The sequence below is a fragment of the Lacticaseibacillus chiayiensis genome (genome assembly GCF_004123795.1).
Lineage (GTDB): Bacteria > Bacillota > Bacilli > Lactobacillales > Lactobacillaceae > Lacticaseibacillus > Lacticaseibacillus chiayiensis.
On sequence record NZ_MSSM01000004.1, the window covers coordinates 20,678 to 40,494 of the forward strand.

Consider the following 19,817-nt stretch of genomic DNA (forward strand, 5'->3'; position numbering starts at 1 on the left):
TTTTGGCTCCCCTAATATTTACCTTCCATTATACGCTTTTGCAGGTAAAAGAATCGCGTATTTAAGCTTATTTGTGTATTAGTTTTACATGGAAATAGGAATGCTTCAAAAGAATCCTTTGCCAGTTGGCCTCTGGTCTGATCCATGCCGCTTCATTCAAAAAAATCCCCACCGGTTTCCCGATGAGAATCTTTAGTGTGACTTGTGTTGCTAGGCAAACAGATCCAATTTAGTCAATCGTGATCTGATGGTTTTCTATTTGCTCGCTTGTCATTTTAGGCAGATCAATCGTCAAGACGCCATCAGTGACTTTCGCGCTGATCTTGGCCTCGTCAACATTTGGCAACTGGTAGCTGCGGCTCATCCGGCCATAGCTGCGTTCAGACATCAGCAGGTTGCCTTTGTTGTCTGAATGATCGGCTTGCTCTTCATGCTTAACCGCGACACTGAGAACACCATGATCGTAACTCAAATTAATGTTTGGCTTCTCGATACCAGGTACATCCACCTTCACAACATATGACTTTTCATTTTCCTGAATATCCGTTTTCAGCAGGCGACTGGTGTCATCACTGCGACTCGGGGTTAAGCTGTCAAAGATATGCCGCCCTAAGTCATTAAAGAACGGATCATCCAACCAATCATTGCGACGCGTAAGATCATTAGCCATCATCGAAAACTTCCTTTCATTTTAATGAGCGTGAGCTGGCGTGCTTAAAAACTGCCGTATAAGTGTCCTCGGTCGTAATGACCAGATCTTAATCATTGTGACCGAGATCCGCAAAAGCAAGCTTCTGCGCCAGCGAACGAATTATCGTCATTGCTGTTTTCTTGGAACAACTTTAGTATAACACAAAAATTAGCACTCGTCATGTCCGAGTGCTAATTTTTTGTTTTTCTATTCTTTAGCTGAAACTCCCAGATCCGTCACCGGCTGCCTGCTAACTAGCAGATCTTACCGCCCAAGGATTTCATTTCTTCAGCCAAATTTTCATCCGTTTTAGGTTTTGCCGTCACATGGTTCAGCGTAACGGCCCCGTCCAAAATGCCGCTATCATCGCGCAAGGCTAACGAAGCATTCTTGAAATCAAGTGTCAGCCCGCTGCCAAAATAATCTGTTTCCGGATCACCGGTTGTCAGATGATAACCGGCATCGTTTTCAAGCGGCAACGCGTAATCTTGATCGTCCGTATCCGTCACGACAATTTGGTACTTATTGCCAATGGCACAGGAGCCGCCCAATTTAGAATATTTACTTGACCCATCGTCCAACGCTAGGAACAAATGTTGATCCTTAGTCACATGTTTTCCCAAATAAGACACTGCAGCTGGTTTGATCGTGATCTTCATGGTGGACCATCCTTTCAAATACATTGTGCACAATTCATTTACAACTTTTATCGTAGTCAGTTTCTTCCCCAAAGTCAAATTTCGGGTTTTTGCCAGTCAACAACAGGTTGTCCACACGGGTTATCCACATGTACATAAGTTGACACCCAAAATATAGTATGAAGATCTGAAACTGACACCAAATAGACGATTCAAAAAATTCAAGTCAAAAATTTTTAAAAAGCAATCATCCACAGTTTTTGATCGTTCGATTTCACAAACTTCAGCGCGCCAATCCCGCTCCACTAGCTGGGAACAAACGTTTTGTCACAAGTCAAAAAAGTTTATCCACAAGTTATCCCCAGATCGGTGGACAACTTAATCACACCCGAAAATCTTAGTTATGAACAGTATCCACAGAGTTATCCACAGGCTGAGCAGCACTTTTACAAAAAAGTTACCCACTCTTGACAAATCTTTTTCTTGAACTTTTCCACAGGTTATTCGCCAAACTTTCGTAAAAGTCTTTTGAAACCGTTTGCTACTAACTACGCAAATGAGTCGAAAAAATCCCCGATCAAGAAACGAACATGCTTGATCGGGGATCTGTTAGTTTAATTCTTTAAATCACTGGTAGTCTGGGTCAATTTCATTGAAACGGTTTGTTGTTGACCCTCACGATAGACCGTAAGCTTAATGGTATCGCCCACCTTGTGTTTATACAGTTGCGTGTGTAACTCAGCTATGTTGTTAACATTGACGCCATCCAGTGCGGTAATGACATCATACTTTTTGATTCCTGCTAACTTGGCACTGCTGCCGCTGGTAAAGCCGGCCACCACAACGCCACCGGTGATGCTAGATGGCAGTTTCAGAACAGATTTTTGCTGTGCGGCAGAGACAGTGGATAAGTCGCGCACCTCAATGCCAAGTGCCGGCCGAACAACTTTGCCGTTTTGCACAAGCTGATTGATGATTGACACCACTTCATCACTGGGAATTGCAAAGCCCATGCCTTCGATTGTGGCACCATCGGGACTGCTGCTGGAACTGCCCGATAGCTTCATCGAGTTAATGCCGATAACCTGACCGGCTAAGTTAATCAGCGGGCCGCCTGAGTTACCTGAGTTAATCGCTGCATCTGTCTGAATAACCGTCGCTTGACCGGTTGTATTGCCATCACTGTCAGTCACATTAATCGTTCGGCTCTTAGCACTGACAATCCCCTGAGTCACGCTGGTCGCGTACTGTGACCCCAGCGGCGAACCAATCGCCAAGACGGTCTGACCAGCCTCAATTTTACTCGAATCGCCGAAACTGGCGACGGTATTAACCTTGCTGCCATCAATCGTAAGAACCGCCAAGTCAGACGTTGGGTCAGTGCCGACCAATTTCGCCGTTAACTTGGTACCATCACTTAAAATGACCTCAAGTTTGTCCGAACCGCTAACCACGTGATTATTCGTGACAATGTAGGCTTTGCCATCTTTCTTTTGATAAATCACACCAGAACCTTCGCTGGCTTCTTCAAGACTTGATGAGCCCTTGCTTGAACTGCTGCTTTGGTCATCTTGGCCGAAGATAGCGCCAAGGCCGCCAAAAGTATCAAGACCATCACTATTACTTTCAGCTTTCTGCATATTCACAACGGAAACAACGGCACCTTTGACTTTGGCAAAAGCTTGCTCCGATGCACTACTTTGATTAACTGAGACATTTGATATTTTTGTCGTCCCTGCCTTACCGGAAGTATCGGTCACGCCCAGACTAGCATGATGGCTCATCGCCCAGTAGGCAGTTCCGCCACCAACACCGCCACCGATCAAAGCAGCAACAATTGCTACAATCGCAATCAGTTTCCAACCGCTATTCTTAGATTTCTTCGACCCCTGTTGCGGTTGCTGATTTTGCGGTGTTTCCTCAAAGTTATGACTTCCATTATCCATAACCTCTTCCTCCTTGTGGGCAATTCTAACTCACCCTGTTTACAATCATTATTGTAAGTGGCGATTTTGACGAAATTATGAACAACGTAGGGCTTTTTTTAAGTGAGCGTAAGCCAGCCCGGTTAGAAACCGGAACATAAGTGGCCTCGAGCCTAAATGGCTAATCTTTGCCATTTAGGCTCAAGGTCCTTACAAGAGACTTCTGAGCCGGGGAACGCGTTATAGTACACTTATGGCCCCCGCCAGAAAGAAAAAACGGCCAACCTGCAATCTCCTGATGCAAAAGTCGTCTGTTTTCTCTGCCTGCCAGTGTCCACAATGCTTTTCCAGCTATCTCAAACCACAAATAAAGGGTCAGCAATGGCCGGATCGGTGTCATAGAGATGAAAGTCGTGATCAACCGCGAGCCCTTGCTGCGCCAATAGCGAGGCGACGGTTAAATGTGCCAGCGGTTTGTTATTATTGTGCGGTGAAAGATGCCCTAGGTAAATCCGCTTGGTGCGCAATCCAATCACATCCATCAATGCATCCGCGCCGTCTTCATTGGACAAATGCCCCTGATCACTCAAAATCCGTTGTTTCAACGGCCACGGATAAGGCCCGGTTCGCAACATCTCAAGATCATGGTTGCATTCCATCACATACGCATCGGCATCGCGAATTGTCCCGGCCATCCGATCCGACACATAACCGGTATCTGTCAGGATCGTGAAGGTCTTGCCATCATGGTGGAACTGATAAAACTGTGGCGCTGCAGCATCATGCGAAACGCCAAAGCTTTCAACATCTAGATCGCCTAGAGTCAGCGTTGCCCCCATATCAAAAAGTCGCAACTGATCTGCGGGAATCTTGCCGACACTTTTCGGTAATGCTGCAAACGTCTTGGCATTGGCGTACACGCTAATTTGCGGATAACGTCGCGCCAAAACACCGACACCACGCACATGATCGCTATGCTCATGCGTGATGAAAACACTGTCCACATCGGTTAGATTCCGCCCAATACTTTGCATGAGCTTTTCAATTTTCTTGCCAGATAAGCCTGCATCAACCAACACCTTGTGACCAGGCGTTTCAATATAGGTTGCGTTGCCGGAACTGCTGCTTGCAAGGACACTGACACGCATCCCAAAATCTTCGCCCACGATCACACCATCTCCCAACTTTACCATTCGGCTGAGCCCCTTTTGGCTACCAACCGTTATCGCTTTATATTCTAGCACTAATTATCATTACGATTCTTCATAACCGTTCGGGTGATCGCATTGACACGTTTAACCGTCACATTACCGGTCGCTCGATTTTTAACACCGATATACCAAGCAGGCACGTAAACTGTGCTGCCCTTTGCATCAAGTAGATAGCTATAGGCTAAGTTAGTAGAAACAATCGCCGAATTGTTGGGAATGTCGTTGTCCCGATACAGCGTGATGACAGCGTCTTGCTCACTCATCAGACTCAGCCGATCTCGCAAAACACTCAGCTTAGCCAAGTAAGTTTGGGTATAGCTCACAAGACGATTATCGACGACATGTAAAGTCACCGCCGCACGCCGATCATAAATCAATCCGGCTTTGGGATGCTGAGCAAACACTATCCGTTCATCATTGGAAAGCGCTGGTGCATATTCGTACTCTTTGCCGTGATAGACGTTGTTTTTAACAAACGTTGCTAGCTGCTTTTGCTCCTGATGCTTCTTCAAGGTAATCGGCTCATCCAAGCTAGCCTGCAGTTCTTGATAGTCACCTTCGCTAATCGTCACCTGCTGCTTCACAAGTAAGCTCCGCGCCGGCGTCAACGCTGTGTTGGCTTGACTAGCAAGATAATCGCCTTGAGGAGTCTTTTTGCTTAAATGCGGCAATTTAATCTGATCACGGGTAATATCGGTGATCGTCGCCGCATCCCCGCTCTTAATCGTCGCCAGATCGACTTGCTGCGCTTGAAAAAAGCTAATCCCTAGAAAAATATTCAAGCCAACAAAGACAACCAGAAAGATCCATTCAATTCGTCGAAAATCCATTCAATTCACCTCCTGAGCGTGAGCCAGCCCGGTTAGAAACCGGAGTGTAAGCGGCCTTGGACGTGATAGCCCGGGCTTAGGCCATTGCGACCGAGGTCCTTACACGCAGGTTTCTGAACTGGCGAACGCGCTAATGCAAGCTAGCCCAAAATCACTGCGATGCCCCTGAATCACTCGAACTGCCAGCCGTATCATTGCTTGGGGTTGTCGTTTTGCTAGCAGCACTGGCAGAAGGCGCGTTGCTATGATTCACCCAGCTTTGATAATCTCGATACTCACCCTTGATCTCCACATAATAAGTCGGCTGCAGATCAACCACCTGCTGATCATTACTGCTGCCAGTCCACTGATAGCCAATCAAAATATCCGTAATCTGGCTTGTCCGGTAACCTGCCGCCGCTAACTGATTTAGGACGGTAGCGGTGGCCGGCAAGGTTTGCGCAGGCTGGTTCGTCGGAATCGGTACCGTCAAATTGGTATTGGAAAAGTTGATCTGCTCAGATGTCTGCGTGTACCGAACCGCCACATCACCTTTTTGATCGGCATTAAAGATCGGAAACCCTTGCGCATACGTTTTATAAATGATGGATCCACGACTTGGATCATATTGGAAATACCGCATACTGGACAGATTCGTCATCTGCAAGGCGCTGAGTCCTTTGAACGTCGCATGGAAGAAATTAGCCAAGCCATTATTAGGAAAAGTTGCCGCATAATTTTCAAACTCAATATCACCAGTCGTCGAATCGGCGGTCATACGGCGGGTCGATCCAGCCGTATAGAGCATACTGTCGCCAATTTCACGGGCATCCACATTGCTGGCCGTCTTAGATGGCATCAACAAGGACACGTAATAATTGGCACTTTGCTGATCCATCAGATAAGCATACGGCTGTAATTTAATCGGCTGGGTGAAAAAGGCAATCTCATTACCGTTCAGCCGTTTTTCTTCAATTGGAAAGGCCTTGATAGAGCGCCCTTTAATAAGGTTTTCTAACTGTTCGGTCGTCACATTCGTTAGCTTTGCTTCATAAACCGTCCGTGTTGCATCATTAATGAACGTCAGACGATTAGCGCCAGTCTCCAGATTCAGCAGAATGCGATTAAAATGAAAATCACTCACCTTTAAGTTTGGCTGTTTGTTGAAAAACCACAGTTCAAACTGTTTAAAACTCATCACGTCTTGGTAAATCAGCTGTAAACTGTCGTCCTGCTGCAAATAATTGTCATAATTAGTCAAAGAAATCTTGCCGACCGTTTTGATTTTCGTCATGCGCCAATTGGCCATAGCCTGCCGCACTTGGCGACCCATATTCGCGTTAGCCTCCATCAGCAACTGCTTCTGCCCGCCATGCGTGTAATAAACCTGATTCGGCAGATAAACAGTGCCTTCCAACTTTTTAACGTTTGGATCATTCTCGGTCGTCACTTGCACATTCGATGTATCGCGCCGTTCTTGCCGTGAAGGGTTTCGCCAAATCAGCGATGTAAAGATGAAGCTCAAAATGACCATGGCAATCAGGCTGACCCGCAAAATCCAATTACTAAGTTTCATCCCAGTCGTCCCCTCCGTCTGTGATCGGTTCGTAAGGTAATGAAATATAGAAGGTACTGCCGCGACCTTCTTGGGAATCAACCCAGATCCGGCCATGCAAGGTTTCGACAACTTCCTTGGAAATCGCTAGCCCTAAGCCAGTGCCGCCTTGTTTACGCGAGCGCGCTTTGTCCACCCGATAGAAGCGGTCGAAAATTTTGCCCAGATCCTGGCGCGGAATACCCAAGCCTTGGTCGCTGATGGACAAAATCACGTGGTCATGCGTCTGGAACAGTCGTGCAGTGATCACGCCACCATCCGGACTGTACTTGATCGCGTTATTCATAATGTTATCGATCACTTGCATAAACTTATCGGTATCAATTTCGACCCAAAGATCTTCGTCGGTAATTTCACGTTTAATCGAATAGCGTTTCTTATGGCCATCAGGTTGCGGCAGTGGCTGGGCAGTTCGCGCCTCACCAGTGTGTTCGTTGTCGGTCTTGAGCATCATGTCAAAACGATCCAGTACATAATTAAAGAACTCGTTGAGATTAACGGTTTCCAAATTAAACTTACTGGTTCCGGAATCCAGCCGGGACAAGCTCAGCAAGTCATTAATCATCCGAATCATGCGATCCGTTTCTTCTTGCGTCACATTTAGAAAACGCGGTGCCAACTTCGGATCTTTCCAAGCGCCGTCACTCAAAGCTTCAATATAACTGCGTACTGATGTCAGCGGTGTCCGCAACTCATGCGAAACGTTCGAGACAAATTCCTTACGATCGCGATCAATTTTTTGCTGTTCGGTAACATCATGCAAAACCGCAACCAAACCAGAAATAAAGCCGGTTTCGCGTTGAATCAGGCTAAAGTCGACTCGCAAAATCAGATCATGATCCAATTTTTTCGAAAAATCGAGTAACAATTCAGTTTGGTGCTCCAGCAAATCCCGTAAGGTGTAATCATTGGCAATGTTGAGTAGTTTCAAAATCGAGACACCGATGACGTCCTCATTTTTGGTATTAAGGAAGTTTAAGGCTGTCTGGTTAATGATAATGACATTGCCACGGCGATCAGTCGCAATCACGCCGTCGGTCATATGCGCCAGCACACTGTCCAAGCGCCGTCGTTCCGCCTCGGACGCTTCCTGTGCTTCTTCAACCCGGACACTCAGATTATTGACCGCAACCGCCAACTGACCGAGTTCGTCCCGACCATAAATGCGCACTTGCCCGGAATAGTCTCCGCGAGCCATGCGAATCGCTTGCTTTTTCATTTCGTCAATCGGTCGGGTAATTGCCCGGCTAATAACAATGGAAAGCAATGTGCCCAATAAACCGGCCACCAAACTGGAAATCAGGAAAATACCGACAATCTTATTAATGCTGTCATAAACCTGTTCCATGGATGCCGAAATCGCAATCGCACCAATGACCGAGTTGTTGTCTCCGGTCGCATTCGGATTCTTAATCGGGATCACTTTATAATAAGTCGAACCGGTTCGATCGCGATATTCATAGCCTTCATACTGCTGGCCAGAGTAAAGCGTATTTTTAATATTGGAATTGGCTGACTTCTGACCTACGTTGGTCTGAGCATTAATGTCACTGTCACCGCGAATCGTCCCTTTTGAATCCACCACTTGTAAGTCGGCTGAGTTGGCAATATCCGCTTGGCTCAGCGTGCTTTTGATGTCATCATTGGCATTATCCGTATCAGTGCGCAACAAATCCGCGGCCAGCTTATCCTGAATATAGCTGTCCACGTTCACACTTGTTTTAAACTGCTCGATATTTTGTTGCTCTAGGGTCTTCACAAAATAGGCCCCAATCATTTCCAACGTCACGACCAGCAAAAGAATAAAGACGATCGCGATTTTAAAATGAATCGACTGGAAGAAGCGAATCTTTTTATTCAACAGTGGTGCTCCTAATTATTCAGCATCAGGATTCCGCAAATAATAGCCGACGCCGCGCCGGGTCACCAGCCACTCCGGATGGGACGGATTATCCTCGATTTTTTCACGCAACCGCCGTACGGTAACATCAACTGTTCGGACATCACCAAAATAATCGTAACCCCAAACGGTTTGCAGTAAATGTTCTCGGGTCATGACCTGTCCCAAGTGGCGCGCCAAATAGTGCAGCAATTCAAACTCGCGGTGCGTCAGTTCGATATTTTCGCCACGTTTCGAAACCGTATAGGCATCCGGATGAATCGATAGATCACCGACTTGTAGTTCGCGATTGGCCTCATCCTCTTCATTATTAGCAGCACTTGATGCCGAGGTACGCCGCAAATTGGCTTTCACGCGCGCGACCAGCTCACGATTGGAAAATGGTTTGGTGACATAATCATCCGCGCCAAGCTCCAGTCCCAACACTTTATCAATTTCGGAATCCTTTGCGGTTAACATAATAATCGGTGTGTCATGTTCTTTACGAATTTGTCGTGCAACTTCAAGCCCATCAATTTTCGGTAACATCAGGTCAAGTAAAATCAAATCAGGTGATTCTGATTCAACTTTCTTTAAGGCTTCTTCGCCATCATAAGCGGTTACGACATCGTAACCTTCTTTATCCAAATTGAACTTGACGATATCAGAGATCGGCTTCTCATCGTCAACCACCAAGATTTTTTTCGCCATCTTAGGCCCTCCTTGGTTTAAGATACTCTTCTATAGTATAACGGTTTTGTAAGGCGAGCGCGACCCGCCTGGTTTCAGACGGCAGCAAGACGCTTCAAAGCCGCTTCTGTCGTTCGTTTTGCTTTACTTTTAAATTTCGCAAAAGTTAGCTACATCCCTGTGTTAATACGGGTGCGTGCCGACTCACACTCACCATAACGCGTTCCCCAGCCTAGAAACCTGCATGTAAGGACCTTGGGCGCAATGGCCAAAATCGGACCATCACGTCCAAGGCCACTTACCCCCTGACTTCTAACCGCACCGACTCACGCTCACTTTAATTTGGAGGTTCCTATGTTCTTCTATCACAGTGATCTAAAACTCTACTATCACAAAAGCGGGCACGGTCCAGCGATTGTTTTGCTACACGGCAATGGCGAGGATCATACGATTTTTAGCGACTTGACCACATTGTTGGAACCGCATTATACGGTAATTGCCTTGGATAGTCGCGATCACGGGCAAAGTGCGCGGACAGATCAACTCAGCTATGACGCCATGACTGGGGATGTCGCCGCGTTAATCACTGAGTTGGCAGTTCCCCGGCCAATCATTCTGGGTTTTTCTGACGGTGGCATTATCGCATTGCTGCTGGCAATTCGGCATCCGGAACTGGTCGGCGCCTTGATCGTTTGCGGTGCCAATCTCACACCTCAAGGATTGCGGTGGTATTCCCGGATTCTTTTTCGGATTGCTGCCGGACACCGGCCTTCGCCTAAACTCGCCATGATGCTTCACGAGCCGCAAATCACGCCGGCCATGCTGCACGCCATTTCCGTCCCAACGCTGGTATTAGCCGGCGGTCGCGATCTGATTGCTCGTAAAGAAACCTTCACCATTGCCACGCATATTCAAAATGCCGAATTGCACATTCTTCCGGGTGAAACCCACAATTCCTACATTCGCGATAATACCAAGCTTTGGCATCTCATCTCTCCGTTCTTGGCTGGGCTTCGGGCAACTGACTAAAAATGAATTATTTTTGCATATTTAACATTTTCCTTGCATATTCATTGAAATGAGTATATATTCAGTCCATAATCATTAGCAAGGAGTGAGTGATATGCGGGGAATCAAACATTGGGCCGTTGCCATCGTGGCACTTTTAGCCATGCTCGTTGGCTTCGCTGTTCATCAACCAACACCAACTGCAGCTGCCGGCGACGATCTTGCAGCGATCCAAAAGCGGGGCTATCTGATCGTTGGCCTGTCCGCCGACTACGCCCCATTGGAGTTCCATGCGACACTCAATGGCGCTGATACCATCGTCGGCGCGGATATTTCCATGTCCAAACAGATTGCGAAGGATATGGGCGTGAAACTGCAGATTAAGGAAATGAATTTCACCGCCCTGATCGGCGCATTGAAAACCGGTAAAATCGATTTGATTGTCTCCGGTATGTCCAAAACACCTGAACGGGAAAAAGAAGTTAATTTCTCCCAGCCTTACCTGTACGAAACGCAGGTCATGGTGATTCGCAAAGCCGATAAAGCCAAATATAAATCGATCGCCGATTTTTCCGGTAAGCGCGTTGGCGCGCAGAAACAAACCACACAGGAGCAGCTGGCCAAAACCCAACTGCCCGGCGCTAAAGTCATCAGCCTCGACAAAGCCAATGATGTCATTGCCCAGATTTCTTACAACAAATTGGACGCCGGTGTCATGGCAAGCACCATTGCTGATTCGTATGTGGCTCGCACGCCGAGCCTGATGGTGCTGGATCCGCATTTTGCCACCGACAAAGCACCGACTGCCATTGCGGTTAACAAGCAGTCACCGGCACTCCTTGCTCAAGTCAACAAAACCATCAGCAAGGTCAAAGGCGCCAAGTACAAGCAGTATTTGCAGGCTGCTTACAAACTGCAGGATCAGAATCAGGGTTTCTGGGCTAAATATGGAAACTACTTCATCCGTGGCGCAATTTATACCCTGATTTTCGCGGCGTTAACCGTCTTCTTCGGTACCATCATCGGTACCTTGCTAGCGTTGATGAAGCTCAGCCGCAATTGGCTGGCCAAGGCCGTTGCCAATGTCTACATTGAATTCATTCGGGGCACGCCATTACTGGTTCAGGCGTTCATTGTTTTCTTCGGCACCCAGATTCTCGGTCTTGACCTCAGCGCCTTTGTTGCCGGTGCTATCGCGATGGCCATCAATTCTGGTGCCTATGTTGCCGAAATCATTCGTGGCGGGATCAATTCCGTCCCAGTTGGTCAAACCGAAGCGGCTCGTTCGCTGGGGTTACATCAACGCCAAGCGATGCGTTACGTGATTTTGCCACAAGCCATGAAAAATATCTGGCCGGCCCTCGGAAACGAATTTGTCACCGATATCAAGGAAAGTTCAGTGCTGTCTGTGATTGGCGCGACCGAATTAATGTTTGAAGGTACGGTCGTTCAAGGCGCTTCCTTCAAGCCGTTTCTACCGCTTGTCGTCGTTGCCATTTTCTACTTCATCATGACCTTCACCTTGTCGCGTTTGTTACGTTTGATCGAAAAACGGTTTAACTAAGATAAAAAAGGAGATACTCACTTATGACAGAAAAAATTGTATTGGCTTATTCAGGTGGTTTGGACACATCCGTTGCGATTCCTTGGTTAATGGATAAAGGCTACGAGGTCATCGCCGTGGTTTTAAACGTCGGCCAACCGAACGCCGACTTTGACGCCATTCAACAAAAGGCGCTCAAAGTCGGGGCGATCGATTCGATTGTCATCGACGCCCAAGACGAGTTCGCCGATCACTATGTCGCACCGGTCATCAAAGCCAATGCACTGTATGAAGGTGACTACCCGCTTGTTTCGGCACTATCCCGACCGTTAATCATTGAGCATCTGGTCAAAATTGCCCACGAACAAAACGCCACAGCCATCGCCCATGGCTCAACCGGCAAGGGTAATGATCAGGTTCGTTTTGAAGCAGCGATTCACGCACTCGATCCCGATATGAAAATCGAAGCGCCAATTCGCGATTTCCACTGGTCACGCGAAGAAGAAATTGATTACGCAAAAGATCATCATGTGCCGGTCCCGATCGGCAAAGCTTCACCGTATTCCATTGACGCCAATCTCTGGGGACGCGCTAATGAAGCCGGTATCCTCGAAAATCCTTGGAATCAGGCACCCGATGACGCTTGGGGTATGACCGTAGCACCGGAAGAAGCGCCAGATAAACCGACTTTTCTTGATCTGACATTCGAACAAGGTGTGCCGGTCGCCTTAAATGATGAGCACATGCCACTCGCCGCTATGATCAAAAAGCTCAACCAAATTGCCGGTGCAAACGGTATCGGCCGCATCGACAAAATCGAAAACCGCCTCGTGGGCATTAAATCCCGCGAAGTCTATGAAGCCCCTGCCGCTGCCGTCATCATGGCTGCCCATCAAGACTTGGAAAATCTGACCCTCGAACGTGATGTGCAGCACTTCAAGCCAACGATCGAAAACAAACTCACAAACATGATCTATGAAGCCCAGTGGATCTCACCGTTATTCGACGCATTAATGGCCTTCATCGACAAAACGCAGGCAGTCGTTAATGGTACCGTCAAAATGAAACTCTACAAGGGTAATGCCGTTGCCGTTGCCCGCAAGTCCGCCCACAATTCACTCTACGACGAAGATCTGGCCACTTACACCAGCGCCGACTCCTTCGATCAGGAAGCAGCAGCCGGCTTCATCAAACTTTGGACGTTGCCGACCACTGTTTTCGAGCAGGTCAACCACGTGCACTCCGAGGAAAAGCAACATGACTGATAAGCTATGGGGCGGGCGCTTCACCGAAAAAGCCGCGCACTGGGTCGATGCTTTCGGCGCTTCCATCGGCTTTGATCAGCAGATGGCCAAAGAAGATCTGGAAGGTTCTTTAGCACACGTTAAAATGCTCGGTCAAACCGGGATCATTCCACAAGCAGACGCTGACAAAATTACGGCCGGCCTGCATCATCTCCAAAAAGAACTGGCCGCTGGGAAGTTACATTTTACCGTGGAAAACGAAGACATCCACCTCAACATGGAAGCTTTACTGACCGCCGAAATCGGACCCGTTGCCGGCAAGTTGCACACTGCACGCTCGCGTAATGATCAGGTTGCCACTGACTTACATCTTTGGCTCAAACATCGTCTGCCGGAAATTAAAGAAGCCTTGACCAACTTGCAAACAGTTTTGGTTGGTCAGGCCAGAGCCTACGCTGACACCATCATGCCCGGCTACACCCACATGCAGCACGCCCAGCCGATTACCTATGGCCACTATTTGTTGGCGTATTTCGAAATGTTCCAGCGTGACTGGGAACGTTTTGACTTTACCCAAAAGCACACCGACATTTTGCCATTAGGAGCTGCTGCGCTGGCTGGCACCACCTTTCCGATCGATCGTACCCAGGTTGCCAAAGAACTAGGCTTCGATCAGCTGTACCACAACAGCTTGGATGCCGTGTCGGATCGCGATTTCGGACTGGAATTTCTCAGCAACAGTGCGATTTTGATGCAGCATCTAAGTCGCATGGCCGAAGAACTGATTTTGTGGTCAACATTTGAGTTCAACTATATCGAACTCGGCGACGATTTTTCCACCGGCAGTTCGATTATGCCGCAAAAGAAAAACCCGGACTTTGCCGAACTCATTCGCGGCAAAACCGGGCGGGTGTACGGTGCCTTGATGGGGCTGCTCACCACCATGAAGGCAATTCCGCTGGCCTATAACAAGGACATGCAGGAAGACAAAGAACCGATTTTTGACACCTACAACACCATTCTCGGCTCGCTGCATATTTTCACCGGCATGCTCAGCGATCTGACTGTCCATGAAAAACGCATGGCCGAAGCCACCACCCACGACTTCAGCAACGCGACCGAACTCGCCGACTATCTGGCCACCAAAGGCGTTCCTTTCCGCCAGGCACATGCCATTGTCGGTGAGCTGGTGCTAAAGGGCATCAAATCCGGCACCGCCTTGCAGGACATGCCTCTCAGCGAGCTTCAACAAGCCGCACCGCAAATCGAAAGCGACGTCTACGCCGAACTCACCGCCAAAGCCGCCGTCAATCGCCGCACGTCACTAGGCGGCACTGCCGTCAGCAACGTCTTGAAAGAAGTGGCTAGGGATGAAAAAATCATTGCGGCACATGCGAAGGAGTAGGCAACTTTATTAGTTCCATGCCGTGCCAAGCTCCGCAATCTCCGGCTAGATGTGGGGTGGCGACCGCGAAGCTAGAGGGGTGGGCACGACTGAGCCCCATCTGGCCTACGATTGCTCCGCTTTGGCACTACGATCTTGGAAACTTCACTACGTTGTTATAATGAAGCAAAAAAATGGACGAATTTTTCCCAAATTGGAAGTTTCGTCCATTTTTGTATTGTGGCCGTTGGTTATGAACAACCGACTTCTTGCTTCATTTACTCAGTTCCCGCTTCTCCAGCACAAACGTCGACCAAGGTTTAACCAGATCCAAAAAGCCAAGATCGTCCGCACAGATGCGGCCGATCCGATTGCGCTGGCCGTCATCGGTGAATGGCGTCAAGACGATCTGCAGCTCGCCTTTGTACCGGCCATATGCCGAGTTCACGACCACAATGTCCCCGCGCTCAAACGCTTGGCCGTGATCATGCGGCGGAATGTCGGCCTTACTGTACGTGATGCGTGGTTGGGTGTCCCGCAACAAGTACGCCGAGGCATCCCCACGATAAAGATGTGGTTTGGCAAACGCAATTTTTTCTTCAACCGGCGTCATGCTGTTGAGCATTTCCGCGTGTAACACAGGATAGGGCGCCAAAAAGGCTGCTGCGACTGCTTTCAGTTCTGCTTCACTAGCAAACGCATTGCCGATGATCACGTCATCGATTTGACCGGTCAGCCGCAAATGACTGGTTTGACTGGCAATATCCCGGTGCCGGTCACTTTCCATTGTCGGCAGCCCGTCTTGAATCGGCCACGGCCCGATTTTGCCATTAGCCGACGTGACGAATGCCGCGGTGTGCAAACCGTAATGCCGATATTGCTCGGAATACTCGGCAAAAATTGCCTCGCTCAACCCCGTCAAAGCTTGCGGATAAAAATTGTGACAGCCGATTAAGTTCTCGCGGTCGGGATCGTAGGCCATGATGCTGGCGAGATAATTAGTCCCACGGCTCATATTCAGCTCGATTTTTAGGCCATATGGATTGCGCGTCATCCGTGCTTCTTCCGCCCCGGTGAACCCTTCATCCAGCCGCAGCCCCCACACATGGAGGTCATCGAAAAAGCTCAGATCATCATAACTGATCTTCAATTCCGCGAACAACGCCGGATTGATATCAACGATCGTCTTAAAGCCAAGCTTGTTGGCATAATCAATCGTCTGACTAAATCTAGCCAGCAGATCTTCACCATCTTCGCCTAACAGTTGCAACAGCGACGTGAAAATGCAGGTATACCCATAACGTTGGGCGAGATCGAGATAAGCCTTGTCGTCCTCGAAACTGCTTTGATCCGGATAAAGCGAGATACCTAATCGTTTCATTTCACAAAAATCCCTTCTTAGCTAAAATATTGTGCAGCCATTTGGCGTGACATCTTTTTAAAACGATGCTTGCGTTGCCAATGCAATAAAAATCCAGCTGTGCGATTATTAGCTTTGCCTTTAGCGGTTTTACCTTCAATTGTTTCCGTATAGTGCAGCATCGTCTTGTGATCACCGAGATCGCGCAATTGGTAATCCACCTGATAATGGTCGCGATCGGTGTCGAGTTCATACGCGTATCGTTCATTGGCGATGGCATGCGTAATCGTCAGCTTGCCAGTCATGCCGTTAGCCCATTTTTTCTGATACGTGAAGCCATCAAGACTTCCGGGCAGGACCTCTCGACCAGTGTGCGCCTTGATATCCGCTTGTGCAGAGCGCATCAGTTGGCCGTACATGAACGACGCCGGCACTTTGAACATCATTTGAATTTCCAATTAAAAATCACCTCTCTAAGTCCACTGACGCCAATTGAATCAATCATCAAGTTGCGCCGGTTTGATGCGGTTGGCCGCCTTGACAAACGGTACGTAGATTAAGAAGCCGATCACCATGTTGACCAGTTGCAGAACTGCTGCCCGCCAATCCATGGTGGCCACTAAAGCATTCAAAAATGGTGGCATGGACCAGACAATCTGGTTCTTAATTGGTGATACCAACCCCATCATCACTGCGCCATAAGCAATGGAGACCATGACAACTGGTGCCAAAATGAATGGGATGAAGTAAATCGGATCAAGCACGATTGGCATCCCGAACATGACCGGTTCGTTAACGTTGAAGAAGCCTGGCGCAATAGATAACTTCGCCACTGCCCGTTGATCATCACGTTTTGAGAACATCAGGATGGCAATTAACAACAGCAATGTCGAACCCGCGCCACCAATCCAAGCATACAGATCAAAGGAGTTACGTGTCCACAAATATGGTAAGGCTTGCCCTTTTGAGAATGCGTTAATGTTGGCAATTTGGGCGGTCAACCAAATACTGTCAAGCACCGGTCCCAACACATTGGTACCGTGAATCCCGAAAAACCAGAAAACCTGAACCAAAATCGTCATCAGCAACACAGCGCCATAACCTTGGCTTAAGCCCAATAACGGTTCCTGCAAGACTTTGGCAATAAATTCGATCACCGTGGTACCAAATTGGGTGAAGAGATAGTTGATGATGCCAACGCCATACAAAGCAACTGCAGCCGGCACGATCCCGGTGAAAGCTTTGGCAACAGCCGGTGGCACCGAGTCCGGCATTTTAATCGTGATGTTCTTTTTCATCAGCCAAATGTAAATCGTTGCAGCAATGGCACCCATCAACATGACAGTGAAGAAGCCGTATGCCCCAAAGAATTTACCGAAGTTGAAAAAGCCCCACATGCTGACGTCTTTACCGGAAACAACTGCCCCGGCATCGGTCAGAGTTTTCGCGGCCCCTTTTGCCAAACCGGTTTTCAACGTCATAGTGAAGTTTTGCGGCAGGCTCATGATGAACGTGCCGAGCGTGACGATCCCCGCCGTTACCGGTTCGACTTTATATTGGACTGCCAGTTGATAGCCAAACGTAAACGAGAAAATCAACCCGAGAATCGCCAGTGTCCCAGTCCAGACGACGGCATTAATTCCGATCAACCACTGCATCGAATTAACAAAACCGGTCCAGCCGAATTGGGTCGGAATATCCCGAATCAACGCATTCAGCACGGTCGAGATTGCCCCCGCCATCATCGCCGGCATGATCGCAATAAAAGCATCACGCAAAGCGACCAGCCAGCGAACCGATCCGATCCGCGCGGCGATTGGGACAACATGTTCATTGAGCCAATTGATAAGTTTATTCATGAGTTACACTCCTCAAAGTTTATTTGAGCGTGAACTGGCACGTTTAGGAGCTGGTGTGTAAGCTCGAGCGTGATGGCCCGGGCTTAGGCCATTGCGACCGAAACCCTTACACGCAAGCTCCTGCGCCAGTGAACGCGTTATGGTGAGCCAACCTGGCCCTACCGCTCCAAATCAATATTCGTCGTATGGTAATACAGCGTCAGACCCTGATAAACAAAATAAGTTCGTGAAAAGTTAAAAACTTTCCCGCTTGCCAAATAGTTAATCCCATCAAGGCAAAGGCAATTGGTTTTTGCCGGAAGTTCCATCAAATCAGCATATTCAGCTGGCACTGGCAGCGACTGAATATAATTTTCCGTCGTACTACCGACCATTTGATACGTGTTACGCAAATAGGCAAAGATCGACCCTTTGGCAATTTCAGCCGAAAGATGCGGGACAATCGCCTGCGGAAAATATGATTCTTCCAAGTCGTACAACTGTCCTTTTAAATACCGCAAACGCACGACTTGGTAAACCGAATCCCCCCAGTTCACATTACCGCGCTGTGCCAATGCGACGGTCGCGGGTATCAGTGCGAATTTGACGACTTTTGATGTCAGCGGGCCGCCTTTAACCATGGCCGTCTGATCAAACCCAATCGACATATTGAGCACCGCATCGGATTGTGCCGAATGATCAATGACGTAATACCCGCTGCCTTGCACACGCCGAACCAGTCCATGCGCAAACACCACATCCAGCGCTTTACGTATGGTGTTCCGGCTCGCTTGGTAACGATCCATCAACACCTGCTCGGTTGGCAGCTTGACCGGATACTGACCGGCCAGAATATCTTGAATCAATTGTTCTGCAATATCGTGATACATTTAAAACCTCCCCCCAATTTCAAATTCCTGAAAGCGCTTGTAAAATTTGTACCTACGAATTATAATAGCACATGAAACAGAAAACGGTTACATTTTTTAAAAAAGGAGTCTTAAAAATGACAGAGAAAAAGATCATGTTGGTCTGCGCCGCCGGTATGTCAACCAGTATGCTAGTCGCACGCATGCAAAAAGCCGCCGAAAAAGACGGCATTGCCGTTAACATTTTCGCCACTTCCGCTTCCGATGCCGACAACAAATTGGCCGAAGAGAAACCGGATGTGTTAATGCTCGGCCCGCAAGTCCGCTACCTCGAAAGCCAGTTTAAAAAGAATCTGGACATCCCTGTGAGTGTCATCAATATGCAGGATTACGGCTTAATGAACGGCGAAAAAGTGCTGAGAGCCTCGCTTAAAACCATTGATGAAGGGAAAGGGACCGCCTCATGAGTGAAGCAGACAAGAATCTCGAAACCGTCATGGGCTTGATTATGAACGGTGGCAATGCGAAAAGCTCTGCCTTTGAAGCCATTCACGCCGCCAAAGCCGGTGATTTCAAGCTTGCCGATGAAAAGCTAAAAGAATCCGATCAGTTCTTAACCGAAGCTCATAATGTCCAAAGTGGGCTGTTAACCGCAGAAGCCCAAGGTGAGCACACCAAGGTCACGTTGCTCATGGTGCACAGTCAGGACCATTTGATGAATGCCATCACCTTCCGCGATCTAGCAGGTGAAATGGTGGCACTTTACAAGCGATTGAGTGCCAAAGAAGCGTAAAAAAATAAACCTTTACCGGTCATGAACCGGCGACGGTTTATTTGTGATGGCACGAATCGAAAAAATGCAATGCTTACCCACTCCGTAGCGGCGCCTTTTCTTCGTACCATCATTTAAATGCATGCATCTCAAAAAGACCAGCAAAAAAGCGACTTGATTGAACCGCCCTTTTGTTGGTCTTTTCTTTTTACTCTTGTTGCCCTTGTTGCCGCAGAGCCTGCCATTCCTCGCGTAAAATGCCATATTTGATGGAATCCCAGTAGCGATCCTGGTAATAACGAACCTGGCGCACCCGAGCTTCTTGCTTCATCCCCACGTTG

General features: G+C 48.2%; 18 protein-coding genes and 1 pseudogene. 6 read left to right on the forward strand and 13 right to left on the reverse strand.

Annotated features, from left to right (window positions below; genetic code table 11):
- Positions 1-229: 229 nt before the first annotated feature.
- The 8 genes from BVJ53_RS02015 to yycF form a co-directional block, all read right to left on the reverse strand.
- Entirely contained in the window at positions 230-670 is a 441-nt protein-coding gene (locus BVJ53_RS02015; RefSeq protein ID WP_129300950.1) for an Hsp20/alpha crystallin family protein, read from the reverse strand.
- A gap of 275 nt (positions 671-945) precedes the next feature.
- Positions 946-1,350, reverse strand: coding sequence for an iron-sulfur cluster biosynthesis family protein (locus tag BVJ53_RS02020; protein ID WP_129300933.1), 405 nt, complete (start codon positions 1,348-1,350; stop codon positions 946-948).
- Between the two features lie 593 nt (positions 1,351-1,943).
- Positions 1,944-3,275, reverse strand: coding sequence for a S1C family serine protease (locus tag BVJ53_RS02025; RefSeq protein WP_129300934.1), 1,332 nt, complete (start codon positions 3,273-3,275; stop codon positions 1,944-1,946).
- Positions 3,276-3,610: 335 nt separating this feature from the next.
- Entirely contained in the window at positions 3,611-4,447 is an 837-nt protein-coding gene (locus BVJ53_RS02035) for an MBL fold metallo-hydrolase (protein WP_129300935.1), read from the reverse strand.
- 50 nt (positions 4,448-4,497) lie between these two features.
- Entirely contained in the window at positions 4,498-5,295 is a 798-nt protein-coding gene (locus tag BVJ53_RS02040; protein ID WP_129300936.1) for a two-component system regulatory protein YycI, read from the reverse strand.
- Positions 5,296-5,446: 151 nt separating this feature from the next.
- Positions 5,447-6,850 (reverse strand): YycH family regulatory protein, encoded by a 1,404-nt coding sequence (locus tag BVJ53_RS02050; protein WP_129300937.1) that lies wholly within the window; start codon positions 6,848-6,850, stop codon positions 5,447-5,449.
- Positions 6,840-8,750, reverse strand: coding sequence for a cell wall metabolism sensor histidine kinase WalK (walK, locus tag BVJ53_RS02055; protein WP_129300938.1), 1,911 nt, complete (start codon positions 8,748-8,750; stop codon positions 6,840-6,842). The genes BVJ53_RS02050 and walK overlap by 11 nt, the downstream gene beginning before the upstream one ends.
- Before the next feature lie 15 nt (positions 8,751-8,765).
- Positions 8,766-9,479 (reverse strand): response regulator YycF, encoded by a 714-nt coding sequence (yycF, locus tag BVJ53_RS02060; protein ID WP_129300939.1) that lies wholly within the window; start codon positions 9,477-9,479, stop codon positions 8,766-8,768.
- A gap of 333 nt (positions 9,480-9,812) precedes the next feature.
- Here yycF and BVJ53_RS02065 point away from each other — a divergent pair, with 333 nt between their 5' ends.
- The 4 genes from BVJ53_RS02065 to argH all read left to right on the forward strand — a co-directional run bounded on the left by BVJ53_RS02065 (position 9,813) and on the right by argH (position 14,658).
- Positions 9,813-10,487, forward strand: a complete 675-nt coding sequence (locus tag BVJ53_RS02065; protein ID WP_129300940.1) for an alpha/beta fold hydrolase — start codon at positions 9,813-9,815, stop codon at positions 10,485-10,487.
- A 94-nt stretch (positions 10,488-10,581) separates the two neighbouring features.
- Positions 10,582-12,030, forward strand: coding sequence for an ABC transporter substrate-binding protein/permease (locus BVJ53_RS02070; RefSeq protein ID WP_129300941.1), 1,449 nt, complete (start codon positions 10,582-10,584; stop codon positions 12,028-12,030).
- A gap of 23 nt (positions 12,031-12,053) precedes the next feature.
- Positions 12,054-13,274, forward strand: a complete 1,221-nt coding sequence (locus BVJ53_RS02075; protein WP_129300942.1) for an argininosuccinate synthase — start codon at positions 12,054-12,056, stop codon at positions 13,272-13,274.
- Positions 13,267-14,658 (forward strand): argininosuccinate lyase, encoded by a 1,392-nt coding sequence (gene argH / locus BVJ53_RS02080; protein WP_129300943.1) that lies wholly within the window; start codon positions 13,267-13,269, stop codon positions 14,656-14,658. The genes BVJ53_RS02075 and argH overlap by 8 nt, the downstream gene beginning before the upstream one ends.
- Positions 14,659-14,911: 253 nt before the next feature.
- Here argH and BVJ53_RS02085 read toward each other — a convergent pair whose 3' ends face one another.
- The 4 genes from BVJ53_RS02085 to BVJ53_RS02100 all read right to left on the reverse strand — a co-directional run bounded on the left by BVJ53_RS02085 (position 14,912) and on the right by BVJ53_RS02100 (position 18,725).
- The gene (locus tag BVJ53_RS02085; protein WP_129300944.1) at positions 14,912-16,018 is read right to left on the reverse strand and encodes a DUF871 domain-containing protein; all 1,107 of its coding nucleotides are present in this window, start codon (positions 16,016-16,018) and stop codon (positions 14,912-14,914) included.
- Positions 16,019-16,035: 17 nt separating this feature from the next.
- The gene (locus BVJ53_RS02090; RefSeq protein ID WP_129300945.1) at positions 16,036-16,455 is read right to left on the reverse strand and encodes a DUF3284 domain-containing protein; all 420 of its coding nucleotides are present in this window, start codon (positions 16,453-16,455) and stop codon (positions 16,036-16,038) included.
- Between the two features lie 39 nt (positions 16,456-16,494).
- The gene (locus tag BVJ53_RS02095) at positions 16,495-17,856 is read right to left on the reverse strand and encodes a PTS sugar transporter subunit IIC (RefSeq protein ID WP_129300946.1); all 1,362 of its coding nucleotides are present in this window, start codon (positions 17,854-17,856) and stop codon (positions 16,495-16,497) included.
- Between the two features lie 158 nt (positions 17,857-18,014).
- Positions 18,015-18,725 carry a GntR family transcriptional regulator gene (locus BVJ53_RS02100; protein ID WP_129300947.1) on the reverse strand — a complete coding sequence of 237 codons (711 nt, stop codon included), beginning with the start codon at positions 18,723-18,725 and terminating at the stop codon, positions 18,015-18,017.
- A gap of 116 nt (positions 18,726-18,841) precedes the next feature.
- On the opposite strand from BVJ53_RS02100, the gene BVJ53_RS02105 reads away from it, so the two are divergent.
- Positions 18,842-19,171: a PTS sugar transporter subunit IIB gene (locus BVJ53_RS02105; protein WP_129300948.1), complete on the forward strand. Its 330-nt coding sequence runs from the start codon at positions 18,842-18,844 to the stop codon at positions 19,169-19,171.
- Positions 19,168-19,497 (forward strand): PTS lactose/cellobiose transporter subunit IIA, encoded by a 330-nt coding sequence (locus BVJ53_RS02110; RefSeq protein ID WP_129300949.1) that lies wholly within the window; start codon positions 19,168-19,170, stop codon positions 19,495-19,497. Before BVJ53_RS02105 ends, BVJ53_RS02110 begins: the two co-directional genes overlap by 4 nt.
- Positions 19,498-19,684: 187 nt before the next feature.
- Here BVJ53_RS02110 and BVJ53_RS15035 read toward each other — a convergent pair.
- Positions 19,685-19,817: pseudogene (locus BVJ53_RS15035) on the reverse strand (GNAT family protein); the annotation flags it as partial.